The sequence below is a fragment of the Longirhabdus pacifica genome (assembly GCF_004115085.1).
Lineage (GTDB): Bacteria > Bacillota > Bacilli > Paenibacillales > DSM-105158 > Longirhabdus > Longirhabdus pacifica.
Window position 1 is genome coordinate 15285 of the sequence record NZ_QXJP01000006.1, and the last position, 12765, is coordinate 28049.

The following is a 12765-nucleotide window of genomic DNA, read 5'->3' on the forward strand; positions in this document are numbered from 1 at the left end:
TATGATAGCTAATATAAGTTTGAGAAATATTTGACTAAAAGTTTACGGATTTCTATTTTGTTGAAAGGAGTACAGTACATGAGTTATTTAAATCTAGAGCAAGTGAGCAAACAATATGGAACCAAAACAGCTGTTCAACAGATTAATTTCCAAGTGGAACGAGGTGAAATATTCGGACTACTAGGAGGAAACGGAGCAGGCAAGACAACAACGATGCGGATGATACTTGGCCTTATTTCTCATGATGCAGGCGATATTACATACAACGGCAAAGTATATGATGATACATTGTTAAAAAAAATGGGATACTTGCCAGAAGAGCGAGGACTATATCCGAAAGTAAAGGTTAGTGAGCAGTTAACGTATTTAGCTCAGTTGAAAGGGATGTCACGAAAGCAGGCCGATAAAGATTTAAAGGCATGGCTTGAGCGTTTTGGCGTACCAGAAAATTATGACCGTAAAATGGAAGAGTTATCAAAAGGAAATCAGCAAAAAATTCAATTTATTGCTGCTGTATTGCATCGTCCAGCATTACTTATTTTAGATGAAGCTTTCAGTGGATTAGATCCTGTTAACGTTGAACTATTAAAGAAGACAGTGCAAGAACTAAGAGATGAAGGCACATGCATTGTATTTTCTACCCACCGCATGGAGCATGTAGAGGAACTCTGTAAGCAGATGTTGATCTTACATCAATCGAATACGTTACTACAAGGAAATATAAAAGAGATAAAGGCACAGTTCCCGAAAGAACAAGTTCGCTTAGTGACTGCTGCGCCACTCAAAAAGTTAGAACAAATTGACGGGGTGCAAAAAGTAGAGCAGTTGCAAAATGGATATAAAATTAAAATGGATAGAGAAGAAACGGCGAAAAAAATATTGCATTATGCATTAGATAAAACAGATATTCATCATTTTGAAATCATGCAACCAACACTACATGATATATTTGTCAACACGGTTGGAGGTGAACAATGATGAGTAATATATTAGCGACGATAAGATTTACGATCGCTCAAAAAGCAAAGTCCAAAACATTGATTACGATGACCGTTATTTTTTCCCTTATCCTTAGTGCTATGATTCATATTCCTTATGTATTGTCTCTATTGGATGAAGAAAATGAAGCGACGACATATAGTATTGGAATCATTTCAGAAGAAAATAGCGATGTAACGCCATCGTTGCAACAATATGGCCAACAAGCTGATGCTGTCGACATGGTATTGCTATCACCTGATAACGAAGATATGTCTTGGATGAGAAGTACCTTGGAAGAAAAAGAGTTAGATGCTATTTTACAAGTGAAACAGCAATCTAGCTCTGAAAATGTATTTCCTACCTTCACCTATTACTATAATGACGAAAGTGAAGCTTTACAAGAGCAGATACGTTCTATGCTAGAAATCATTAAAGCTGAGGTTATTGGTATACAGCTAGGTTTGACAGAAGATCAGTTAATAGAAGTTCGTTCTCCTATCGTACTAGAACAAGTATCCTTGGAGGAAGCAGACCAAGTATCACGGGAGGATGAAAATGAAAATAAGGGACTACAAATCGTATTACTATATGTATTAGTCATTACTATTTTTATGAGTGTGACGTTCTCTGGTACCAGTATTGCATCAGAAATCACAGCGGAAAAAAGTTCACGTGTCATGGAAATTTTAATCACCAGCACTTCACCAGTGCAGCAAATGTTCGGAAAAATTATTGGTATTTTTATGATCTCCTTATTTCAATTACTCATTATCGCAGCGGTGGGCGGATTGAACGTTGTACTTCCACATAATGCAGAGGTCATAGAGGGTTTAAACATCGCTTGGTCTGCTATTGATCCATTCTTGGTTATTTATGCTTTTGTTTACTACATCCTTGGATTCTTCTTATATGCCACACTATTTGGAGCACTTGGATCGATGGTCAGTAGAGTGGAAGAAATTAACCAAGTGACGTTACCTGTTATGTTGCTTGTTATTGTAGGATTTTATATTAGCATTTGGGGACTAAATATACCGGAGAGTTCGTTTGTTGTATTCTCATCTTATTTCCCATTCTTCACTCCATTTGTAATGTTTTTACGCATTATTATGAGTGATATCTCGTTTTGGGAAATTCTCTTGTCATGGGTTATATTATTGGCTTCAGCAATTGGGATAGGTGTTTTAGCTGCTAAAGTGTACAAAACAGGGGTGTTAATGTATGGCAAGCGACCTTCCATGAACGAACTCAGAAAAGCAATGAAAACCAATAAATGAAAATGATAAATCTATATTGACCTTATAAATTAAAATAATACTATGAGAAAAGTCTTGAGTACACAGTGGTTGTATTCAAGACTATTTTTTTAAAAAAATTGTAAATGTATTGCAGGGTTTTTGTATTTACTGTCGTCTATATAGTGGAGAGGAGGCGAAAGTTATTCATGATGAAAAACTAATTGAATTAATCTTGGCAGGTCATAAACAAGCATTTGGCTATTTCACAGAAAAATATTATACGTATATCTATCATCTTGTCATTCCTATTCTCCGTCATGAAGCTGACGCCGAAGATGTGACTCAGGAAGTATTCATTACTATCTACCGTGCTTTACCGCAGTACAAAAAGCAAGGTTTAAAAACTTGGATTGCTAGAATTGCGGTGAATAAGGCGATAGATTTAAAACGAAAACGAGCCCGACAACATGAGCAGTTGACAGATGAATTTGATGAGATGGAGGGCGTGCTATCAGAGCAAACAATAGAACAACAAGTACTTTTGAAAGAAGAGAAAAAACAACTATATGCAAACATAGACGCCATACCTGAACATTACAGACAAGTCATCCATGCATATTACATAGAAGAGAAATCATATAAGCAAATTGCAAATGAGTATGGACTAGAAATAAAGAGCGTAGAGTCAAAGCTTTACCGTGCCAAGAAGTGGATAAAGAACCATTGGAGGGATGACGATGAAGAAACATTACAGCGAAAGTGAGTTCCAACATTACATACATCATCAATTAAGCATAGAACAACGAGAGCAAATAGAAGCTCATCTGTATGATTGTGATTCGTGTTTATCGTTATATACCGCATGCGTAGAAAAAAGTATGCAGAGCAGTATAGCGATGGATCTACCTTCCATACAAAAAATAGAAAGCATAATAGAAGTAGAAATGAACAAACAAGAGGTGGACATAAAGAGAAGAAAGCGTTTCGCATTCGTTCATTATGTTATCGCCGCAAGCATTACGATGGCATTGCTGTCATCAGGTGTGTTCGAATTTATGTTTCAGCAAACTTCACAAATACAACATACCATCACAACATTAAATCAATCATCCCACATAGAAAGATGGACAAATGATTTTTCTAACTGGGTAGACATGAATAATAAGGAGGACACACAACGTGAACAAAAGTAAACTAGCAGCATTTTTATTTTCTTTTATTCCTGGATTTGGACATATGTACGTCGGAAATGTTCTACTAGGCATCTTGTATTTTTTATTATGTAGTGGTGCTCTCGTTGGGGGAGTAGGTTTAAGTATAATAACGTTTGACGATGTTGGCTTCTTTTTTGGTGTCATTGCAGCAATTGCTATATATATTATTAATTTTTTGCATATTTTAGTTTGGATGGTAACAGCTAGACAGCCTGCGATGAACCCATTAGACACACAAGAGCTTAACCCAGCTTACGTTACCAAGGATGAGAAGCTGCAAACGATTTTACTTTCTATTATCCCAGGACTTGGACATTTATTTCTACAGTTGAAATACCGAGCACTAAGCTTTTTAGTTACATTCTTCGGAGTCATGATGACCGTCTTTTTTCTCATTGTTTTTGTGGATGAAGGTGCCTTTCTGCTGTTTTTATTTTTATTGCCTATGATATGGTTGGTTGCGCTCTTTGACGCAGTACAACTTTATGATGCTAGAAAAAGAGGCGAGTTAATAGAAGATCGAATGTTTTTTGATGATTTACAGCGACATGTTGAATCTGGTGAGAAGAGTAAAATGATCGCGATGATATGTGCTATTTTTCCAGGAGTAGGCCACTTATATTTAGGATTAAAGCGCAGAGGGCTGCAATTTATGGGTCTTTTCCTATTATCGCTTTATTTATTAGATGCCATGAACATTACCTTCTTCTTATTTATTGTTCCTATGATTTGGTTTTATAGTTTTTTTGATGTTAGTCAAAAAGCGAATGATATGACACATTATGCGTTAGAAATGCTAGACAAGCCACTTGTGGATTGGGTTATCGATCATCAAAAATGGGTCGGTATCGCATTAGTCTTATTTGGTTTATTTTTCATTTTTAATGAGCTGGTCATTGATGTGATGTGGGATCGTTATCCCGATGTCGCAAGGTGGTTACGATACAATTTGCAGGAATTAATTGTAGCAGTGCTACTGCTTTTTGGGGGATTAAAATTGTTAGTAGGTAATCGCAAAAGAACGAAAACGACGTACATGTAAAAACATCTCATCGTTCAGAGTTTGGAACTAACACGTGCAGTATGTGACGCTATCCACTTCCCCGCAAATATGGTCTATCTTATACTAAAATGAACATGGATTTAACGTAGTACGTTCCAGACACTATTGAAGTTACGATGGAATAGAACAATCAAAATATAGCATTTTAAACTGAGCCCCGGATAGTAGACACTTTTAAAAAGTGCATCATTCGGGGTTTTTATCAACCATGATGATGGGGGAGTGTATATTGATTAAGTATCATCGATCAAAACACCGTACTTTATTCATTACGGATCTCCTTTATAGTTTGTCAACCAACTATTTTGCTGGTAATCCTTGATAGTAGCTTTTTCTTTCATGTTTGAGTTATCCTGTTTCTTAAAAGCAGTGTTTACTTACCGAAAAGATTAGTATAAATAAAATAAATACTTCCAGCTAAACATGATGGAAAAACAATAATGTGATGTCCCCAAATACCGTAATCATCTTTTAAAATATATTCTAGTGATCTTATCGATGAAATAAGTAATAAAACTCCATATATTAGATTCATTTTTTTAGTTTTGAACATGTTAATTCTCCTCAAGTGATGAATGATTGACGTTGTTTTTAAAAAAACTGCTCTTCCTGCCAAGTAATTAAAGCAGGCGTTTCTGCAATCTTCCGTTCGTACTACTTGCATCGTTTGTATAGTTCGTCTTTGGTAGAGCTAGAGAAATCCGTCATATGTTATAGATTATACAAAAAACACTAGAGTCCTCTTATTTTCAAAACTAAATGGATGTATACAATCGTTTTTGCGATTACTTCTCGTTGAAAATGACTTTGGTCTAGACAGATACCATCGAGTGAAGACAAACCTTATTTTTCGAAAATGTTTATATTATAATAATTATAACGATATAAAACTAATTTAGATGGTGTTGTATGTTACATAGATTGAGGGAGTGTACTATGGAAAAGTTGTTGATATGGTGGCTTATAGAGGTGGAAATAGCATGTTAATAAAACCGAAGAAATTACAACGTGGTGATCGTATTGCAACAGTTAGTCCTTCTTGGGGAGGAGCAGGAGATACTGAGCTAAGGTGGCGATACGAACAAGGAGTGAAAAGGCTGGAAGAAGTTTTTGGTTTAGTGGTTGTCCCTATGCCAAACAGTTTGAAAGGCACAGCTTACAATTATGAAAATCCAGAAGCACGTGCAATGGATTTAATGATGGCATTTCAAGATACTAGCATAAAGGGAATCATCGCGAATATAGGTGGGGAAGATAGTATTCGATTATTGCCTTATATTGATTTTGATGTAATACGTTGTCAGCCTAAAGTGCTGATGGGGTATTCCGATATTACAATTGTTCACTTGTTTTGTTTTAAAGTGGGACTTTCTTCTTTTTATGGACCTGCGGTTCTAACTGATTTTGCTGAAAACGTGGAGATGCCAGCCTATACAACAGAGATGGTAAAACGAACCCTTTTTCAAAGTAAGCAAATTGGAGAAATACAACCTGCTAAAACATGGAGTAGTGAGCGTATAGAGTGGATAGAGGAAAACAAAAACCTACGGAGAAAAATGCATACGAATACAGGGTATGAACTGCTCCAAGGTAAGGGGATTGTGCAAGGGCACTTACTTGGTGGATGCATCGAAGTGTTGGAATTCGCGAAAGGAACAGTGCTATGGCCGGAGGAAAAGATGTGGCATGATTGTATTCTTTTTTTTGAAACGTCAGAAGAGCAACCAGAACCACATTGTATAAGATATTGGCTGCGCAATTATGCCGCACAGGGCATATTACAACAAGCAAACGGAATGATTTTCGCTAAGCCTCAGGACGAGAGGTATGTGGAAGAGTATAAGATTGAAATTTTGAGCGTGATGAGAGAGTATGATCTGCAAGACTTGCCGATATTGTACAATTTAAATTTTGGGCATACGGAACCGAAATGTATTCTGCCATATGGTGCTTTAGCTGAAATAGACTGTAATCAACATACATTTTCTATTTTGGAAAGCGGAGTAAGTTGATAAATGAAATGTCGTAAACTGTATGAATAATTCGCCTAATCCTTTAATAACAAGTCTTAGTCTTATTTTCATCGTGACACGATGTTTTTCAAAGGTCAAAAGGTAAAAATAGGTGAGCCATGTTTGATATATTTTGCATTACTATTGAGACCGGAAAAAGTCATACTGCTTTGGTAAATCTTCTATTTTTTTTAGTTCTAAATTAATATTTAAATCCGTTAATTTTTGTTGGAAATCGCTGTTTACTAAGGGACCCATTATTTGTTTATTTTTTTTGTTGACTATCCAATAACGTACATCGTTTTCGTTAAGAATTTGATATGAATTACTTAGTTCAGGATCATCCATCAAACCGATTTGTTTTGCTATGATGAATTCTTCATTATATCCTACCTCAATGACTTTTGCTGAAATTACAAACTTATGATCATCTGTTATCACTATTTGATGGGATGAAAGTCGCTCAATTAAGTATCCTTCTCCTATATCGATTTCGTAATCTTGTACACCAGCACATCCTAAGAGGCTCGTGATAATACAAAACAAAAGAATCATATAAATATGGTTAGATCTAACTTTCATCTTCTTCCACTCCTTTAAACGTTAAGCAAGCATGCCTTGTTAGCTTATTTGTATAGAAATCTTATTTATGTTGATCTACTTGTTTAGAAATTGTGAAATATTTCTCTTTTCGTGAATGTGGTGCGATAACTTAATTCTAACAAAAAAAGGTCTTTCTTTTTCGTTTTTATCTATTTACTACAAAAACTATTTAGTACTTTCTGATAAAAAGACTGTAACCAACTCGCATTTTCTATTTTGGAAAGCGGAGTGCTTTGGTAAAATAAAAGAAACATACAATAAAGGTAAGCCACGAGGAGTAGAAGTGCGTTTACCTTACTATAGGGGGAGAGGGAATGATCAATAAAAGTAATGCTGGCATAGCGCTAAACACATGGATTGCATATTTCTTTTCATTTGTTTGGATTTATCATGGGTTAGTACCCAAACTGCTTACGATGCAGGAAGAAGAAATTACGATGATAACCGATGTTATACCGTTGAGTTATGATGTAGGATATTGGATCGTAGTGGTCACAGGTGTGTTAGAAATTTTGTTTGGTTTGTTGTGGCTATTTTATTCACGAAAATCTATTTTGTATGTGTTGCAAATCATTGCTTTTGCTGGATTAATGATTGGTGCTGTCATTGGTAATCTTTCCTATTTCGTACAGCCGTTCAATCCATTTAATTATAATTTAAGTCTAATCGTACTTTCCTTTGTCGGTTATGCATTATATAAAGAGAAAAGATAACGTTCAAAGTGATGAACACTGGTGAAGGAGGACACAAACACAAATGGGTATACAACAGTCACCTAACTATACGATAGAACGTTACAATGAACGCATATCGGTGGTGCGTTTTGAGCGGAGTATGGATGAAGAAATAAATGATAAAGTGCACCATCTTTGTGCTGCGATAGAGGCGAATCCTTTCTTAGGATTTATCGAAGCGATACCGACGTATGCTACTGTTGCCGTATACTATGATGTTTTTCGTATTTATGAACAGAGTAAAGAAGTAGAAGCTTTTGTGCATCAGCATTTAGAGCATCTTATTTTACAAAGTTGGTATGATCGTCATCTTTCTAAGAAAGTGGTGTATATTCCTGTTTGTTATGGAGGGAAGTATGGTCCTGACTTACGTGAGGTGGCTGCTTACCATCGTATGCTGCCAGAAGAAGTGATAGCAGAACATACTGCTAAGCTATATCCTGTATATATGATCGGTTTTGCGCCCGGGTTTCCTTATTTAGGTGGAGTGAGTGAGCGGATTGCTGTGCCCCGCAGATCAACACCGAGAAAGAAAATCCCTGCTGGAAGTGTGGGTATTGCAGGAAGACAGACAGGAATTTATCCTTTTGCTTCGCCAGGTGGATGGCAAATCATTGGCAGAACTCCGCTTTCCCTATTTCATGTCGATCAAGATCCTCCTACGCATATTTGCCCAGGCAACAAAGTGAAGTTTACACCCATTACAGCAAGTGAATACGAAGAGTGGGGTCATACTACTGGAGGTGCATCATGAGTATATTCCTGCATCGAGCTGGTTTATTGACGACTGTACAGGATTTAGGAAGAGTAGGTTACCAAAAATATGGGGTCATTGTTGGTGGTGTGATGGATCACATTTCAGCAAAGACGGCTAATTTGCTATTACATAATGAAATAAACGCGCCACTACTTGAAGTCACTTTATTTGGACCGGTGCTTGAATTTAAAAAAGACTGTTGGATTGCCATTTGTGGTGGAGAAGTCGAAGCAAAAGTAAATGGGGAATCTATTTCAGCATGGAGACCGATATGGGTAGATAAAGGCGTAAAGTTAAGTATAGATGCTATTTCAAATGGATGTAGAGCGTACATTGCTTTTTCGAGACGGTTAGTGATACAGTCCGTGATGGGAAGTATAAGTACAAATATGCAGGCAGGACTAGGTGGATTACATGGAAGAGCATTAGAAAAAGGGGATGAGATCTTCTTCGATGAAGATGCCAACGCAAGTGATGATACATCTGATGCATCCAATGAGATGGTGATGCAACATCCATCTGCTTCTCACCATGACGTAAATAGGACAGAATGTAAAAAACGGCGCACATATGATGCATGTAAGTGGCAAGTTCGGCCGCCCATCTCTTTTTCTACATCGGTGCTAAGTATTCGTTGCATACGTGGGACAGAATTTGCTCAATTCGATAAGCAAAGCCAACTTCATTTTTTCTCCAAGACGTATACGATAAGCGCACAGTCCGATCGTATGGGTTTACGTTTGCAAGGGGAAGCATTACGTGTAGACGATAAGCAAGAGATGATTTCGGATGTGGTTGCATTCGGAACCGTACAAGTGCCTCCAGACGGACATCCCATTATTTTGATGGCCGACCATCAGACGACAGGAGGCTACCCAAGAATGGCGCAAGTCATATTAGCGGATTTACCATTGCTGGCACAGGCGGCCCCTCACACTGTAGTGAAGTTTAAAGAGGTAACTTTAGCTGAAGCAGAAAAGTTACTTATGCAGCAGGAGAAAAATATGAAGCAAATAAAGTTAGCAATACAAATGAAAGGAATGCAGCATCATGCATATTGATTTGAACTGTGATGTAGGAGAAGGATTCGGTATATATAGGATGGCACATGAAGAGATGATCATTCCTCATATTACTTCTGCCAACATTGCGTGTGGATTTCACGCTGGAGATGCCGCGCAAATGAGAAAAGTCGTACGGTTATGTATGGAAGCGGGAACAGCAATTGGTGCACATCCTGGACTGCCAGACAAAGAAGGGTTTGGTCGGAGAGACATGAAAATCTCCTCACAAGAAGCCTATGATATGGTATTGTATCAAATTGGTGCCTTGCACGCCTTCGTACGCGCAGAAGGGGGCACGCTGCACCATGTGAAGCCGCATGGCGCATTGTACAATATGGCAGCCCGTGATGTGGATTTAGCGAGAGCGGTGACGAGAGCGGTCATGGACTTCGATCCCCATCTTATCGTTTACGGCTTATCAGGAAGTATGCTGGCCAAAGCAAGTGAAGAGATGGGAGTGCCTTTTGCACATGAAGTATTTGCAGATCGAACGTACAAAAGTGATGGCAGTTTGACTTCTCGTATGCGAGATGATGCGGTGATAAAGGATACTTCTACTGCGGTATCTCAGGCGTTGACGATGATCCAGAGCGGTACGTGTAAAACGATAGATGGAGATGACATTAACGTAAAAGCAGATAGCATTTGTGTACATGGTGATGGAATGAAAGCAGTTGAGTTTGTGGAGGCATTGAAGGTTCGGTTCCAATCGGAAAATATAAGGGTAAAAAAAATAGACTGAGTAACTGGCAAGGATAAGGAAATTCTTATGTAGATAATATGTGGAGTATGAGACTTGAAAATGAAAGCAAGTTGCTCTGCTCTCGTCCTTCAACAATGGGCAAAACAACTTGCTTGTCATATAACAAAGGGTTGCAATTTGATCTAGTTACAACACGAAATATGTGAACAAGTTACATGTTGTGAATAACTAGATTAATGTTAACCTGCTTTAAGGGATTACAGTTTCGTGATATGTTGTGATTTGATGGGGAACATCAATCAATTCCGTTTTCATATCGTATACATACATAGTTTGAATTTTAGGAGGGTTAGGCCAGCCGCCATTCCCATTCCAATCAATATGAAGAGAATAATAATCGCTTCCATAGTATGCTTTAAATCGATCAAAAGCTATTGCTGTATAATAATCACGTCTCAAATGATGCTCATCAGGTCCATATAAACCTAAATCCCATTCTTTTGTCTCGCTCCATGATCCATCATAATTAAATTCAGCTCCAAAACTTAAGCTAATGATTTTTTTGAATTTGGCTGCTAGACTAAATCCACTATGAAATTTGATGCTGCTTGATTTTGTTATCGTTTTATTGTATTTATAAAATTGACCTTTTAACAAACTAATTATATGAGTGTGATTAATTTCTGGTAGAGAATTATAATGCATCAATTCCGTTTTGAAAAGTTTAGTCGCATCTATCGTGGTTAAACTCTGAAATTGTTCCCATCCTGTTTGTGGGCCGGGAATAGGATTAACAGAACTTTTACAATAATCATAATGCGATTTAGGCACAACATAATCATAATCCCCAAGTGGTGTCCTGTAATTTTCTATATTACATGTAAGAGGAAGCATATTGTTTTCTTCCATTACATTAAATTGACGATTACTTACTTCTGCAAAACTAGAAAGTGGGAATAACATAAAACTTAAAATGGCAAGTATAAACGTAATTTTTTTCATAAAAAGACCTCCTGTTAGAATGGATAAATAAAGCAAATAAGTTGACTAAAACAATATAAGTAAATAACTTTACTTGAAACCACACACCCCCTAAAAAATTAAAGAAATAATTGTATAAATTAAATGATAATTTATAATTTTAAGTATTACACTAATAATCTGAATTTTCAACAAGTTTGTTTTTACAAAAATGTATAAAAAAATAAAATACTTAATTATGATTAAATTTTACCATATTTACCATTTATGAATGCAAAGAAACACAGCATCCAACTATGTTCGTAAATGTTGTACATAACTACTGCTAATAGATTTTTGTATGTTTCTTCAAAATAATGAAATCTATATAAGATGAAGAAATGATCTAATACAAGTATACGCCTCAGTAGCCAGGCGTAAAGCGTGTGATGTTGAGATTTCTCCATCTTATGCATAGAGGTAATAAGTTGGTTGAGCAAGTTCATCCATCTTATACATTAGCAGTATAAGTTGATCGAATTCATTATGAAATATGCCCATCTTTCACATTACTGTGTGTATTGCTGCGATGTGTTGTGATGCGAGAACGTTGACGGTTAAAGATATAAGTCAGCCAGACCATAATGATATATGCTATACAAGCTCCAAGTGTGTTTAAAATGACATCATCAATATCGGCACTTCTCCCAATTCCTGCATAAGGAATAAGATAAGAAAAGACGAACTGCAAGCTTTCGATAGATAAGGCAACGAACAAAAACAACGCGAAAGCATGGACGAACGTTTTCCTTTTCCTATAAATAAGATGAAAATATACGCCTAGTGGCATAAGCATCAAAAAATTGCCTACAATTTGTGTGTCCCATATATCGTAATGTGTAAAAATCTTAAACGGTGTGTAATTAAAACCTATACCGTAATTCAGACGAGTGGCTAAATAATCTTGCCAAGAGTAAGATCGGATATGGGTAATCATATTGAAAAAATCGCTAAATGGAATAACGTACAACGTCAAATTAAATACGATCACTGCATAAGCAAAAAAACTGGCATGTACAACGATATCGTATAACGAATATCTTTTTCTTCTTAACACAATAAAAAATAGTGGAATGGTAACAAACAGAACATTGAGCACAATGTCGAAAATCTCGCTGGAAGACAACGACTGGTTATGAAAATTATAACCATAACGAGCGTCTATCATTTCAAATAATATATATAAAGCTGGTAATACAACCAGTATTCTCTTCAAGTCAAAGGACCTCCCGTATATGTAGATGGGATCTCATGATGTCATATAAAGAAAAAACACGTCTTTATTGTAACAAAAATAGAGTTGCAAAGGTATAGAAATGTGAGAATGACAATAAAAAAGTATATATATGTAATTCTTACAAAAATTAATTGGGATC

General features: G+C 36.5%; 13 protein-coding genes. 10 read left to right on the forward strand and 3 right to left on the reverse strand.

Translation table 11 applies throughout. The features are described from left to right. Positions 1 to 78 precede the first annotated feature (78 nt). From D1Z92_RS06200 to D1Z92_RS06225, 6 genes are all read left to right on the forward strand, one after another. Entirely contained in the window at positions 79 to 978 is a 900-nt protein-coding gene (locus D1Z92_RS06200; protein ID WP_128894801.1) for an ABC transporter ATP-binding protein, read from the forward strand. Next, complete coding sequence (locus D1Z92_RS06205; RefSeq protein WP_128894802.1) at positions 975 to 2258, forward strand: ABC transporter permease; 1284 nt, start codon at positions 975 to 977, stop codon at positions 2256 to 2258. Before D1Z92_RS06200 ends, D1Z92_RS06205 begins: the two co-directional genes overlap by 4 nt. A gap of 193 nt (positions 2259 to 2451) precedes the next feature. After that, complete coding sequence (locus D1Z92_RS06210) at positions 2452 to 2982, forward strand: RNA polymerase sigma factor (RefSeq protein ID WP_128894803.1); 531 nt, start codon at positions 2452 to 2454, stop codon at positions 2980 to 2982. Continuing rightward, positions 2957 to 3412: an anti-sigma factor gene (locus D1Z92_RS06215; protein ID WP_128894804.1), complete on the forward strand. Its 456-nt coding sequence runs from the start codon at positions 2957 to 2959 to the stop codon at positions 3410 to 3412. The genes D1Z92_RS06210 and D1Z92_RS06215 overlap by 26 nt, the downstream gene beginning before the upstream one ends. Further along, positions 3399 to 4475: a hypothetical protein gene (locus D1Z92_RS06220; protein WP_128894805.1), complete on the forward strand. Its 1077-nt coding sequence runs from the start codon at positions 3399 to 3401 to the stop codon at positions 4473 to 4475. Before D1Z92_RS06215 ends, D1Z92_RS06220 begins: the two co-directional genes overlap by 14 nt. A 1001-nt stretch (positions 4476 to 5476) precedes the next feature. Continuing rightward, positions 5477 to 6508: a S66 family peptidase gene (locus D1Z92_RS06225; RefSeq protein ID WP_128894806.1), complete on the forward strand. Its 1032-nt coding sequence runs from the start codon at positions 5477 to 5479 to the stop codon at positions 6506 to 6508. Between the two features lie 141 nt (positions 6509 to 6649). Here the strand turns inward: D1Z92_RS06225 and D1Z92_RS06230 are convergent, their stop codons facing one another. Then, the gene (locus tag D1Z92_RS06230; RefSeq protein ID WP_128894807.1) at positions 6650 to 7090 is read right to left on the reverse strand and encodes a DUF3997 domain-containing protein; all 441 of its coding nucleotides are present in this window, start codon (positions 7088 to 7090) and stop codon (positions 6650 to 6652) included. A gap of 335 nt (positions 7091 to 7425) precedes the next feature. On the opposite strand from D1Z92_RS06230, the gene D1Z92_RS06235 reads away from it, so the two are divergent. Genes D1Z92_RS06235 through D1Z92_RS06250 form a run of 4 tightly spaced genes read left to right on the forward strand, consistent with a single transcriptional unit; the run spans position 7426 to position 10408 of the window. Further along, a complete protein-coding gene (locus D1Z92_RS06235) occupies positions 7426 to 7824 on the forward strand; it encodes a DoxX-like family protein (RefSeq protein ID WP_128894808.1) in 399 nt (132 codons plus the stop codon). 43 nt (positions 7825 to 7867) lie between these two features. Next, positions 7868 to 8599 carry a 5-oxoprolinase subunit PxpB gene (pxpB, locus tag D1Z92_RS06240; protein ID WP_128894809.1) on the forward strand — a complete coding sequence of 244 codons (732 nt, stop codon included), beginning with the start codon at positions 7868 to 7870 and terminating at the stop codon, positions 8597 to 8599. After that, entirely contained in the window at positions 8596 to 9663 is a 1068-nt protein-coding gene (locus D1Z92_RS06245) for a 5-oxoprolinase subunit C family protein (RefSeq protein ID WP_128894810.1), read from the forward strand. The genes pxpB and D1Z92_RS06245 overlap by 4 nt, the downstream gene beginning before the upstream one ends. After that, positions 9650 to 10408: a LamB/YcsF family protein gene (locus D1Z92_RS06250; RefSeq protein ID WP_128894811.1), complete on the forward strand. Its 759-nt coding sequence runs from the start codon at positions 9650 to 9652 to the stop codon at positions 10406 to 10408. The genes D1Z92_RS06245 and D1Z92_RS06250 overlap by 14 nt, the downstream gene beginning before the upstream one ends. A gap of 210 nt (positions 10409 to 10618) precedes the next feature. Here D1Z92_RS06250 and D1Z92_RS06255 read toward each other — a convergent pair whose 3' ends face one another. Next, entirely contained in the window at positions 10619 to 11371 is a 753-nt protein-coding gene (locus D1Z92_RS06255; RefSeq protein WP_128894812.1) for a hypothetical protein, read from the reverse strand. A 502-nt stretch (positions 11372 to 11873) separates the two neighbouring features. After that, positions 11874 to 12605, reverse strand: a complete 732-nt coding sequence (locus D1Z92_RS06260; protein ID WP_128894813.1) for a VanZ family protein — start codon at positions 12603 to 12605, stop codon at positions 11874 to 11876. Positions 12606 to 12765: the final 160 nt, after the last annotated feature.

Excerpts from the sequence above, each read along its gene's own strand:
- D1Z92_RS06225 (WP_128894806.1), top strand. The coding sequence starts at position 5,477 with ATGTTAATAAAACCGAAGAAATTACAACGTGGTGATCGTATTGCAACA.
- D1Z92_RS06205 (WP_128894802.1), top strand. The coding sequence starts at position 975 with ATGATGAGTAATATATTAGCGACGATAAGATTTACGATCGCTCAAAAA.
- D1Z92_RS06215 (WP_128894804.1), top strand. The coding sequence starts at position 2,957 with ATGAAGAAACATTACAGCGAAAGTGAGTTCCAACATTACATACATCAT.
- D1Z92_RS06235 (WP_128894808.1), top strand. The coding sequence starts at position 7,426 with ATGATCAATAAAAGTAATGCTGGCATAGCGCTAAACACATGGATTGCA.
- D1Z92_RS06200 (WP_128894801.1), top strand. The coding sequence starts at position 79 with ATGAGTTATTTAAATCTAGAGCAAGTGAGCAAACAATATGGAACCAAA.
- D1Z92_RS06230 (WP_128894807.1), bottom strand. The coding sequence starts at position 7,090 with ATGAAAGTTAGATCTAACCATATTTATATGATTCTTTTGTTTTGTATT.
- pxpB (WP_128894809.1), top strand. The coding sequence starts at position 7,868 with ATGGGTATACAACAGTCACCTAACTATACGATAGAACGTTACAATGAA.
- D1Z92_RS06245 (WP_128894810.1), top strand. The coding sequence starts at position 8,596 with ATGAGTATATTCCTGCATCGAGCTGGTTTATTGACGACTGTACAGGAT.
- D1Z92_RS06255 (WP_128894812.1), bottom strand. The coding sequence starts at position 11,371 with ATGAAAAAAATTACGTTTATACTTGCCATTTTAAGTTTTATGTTATTC.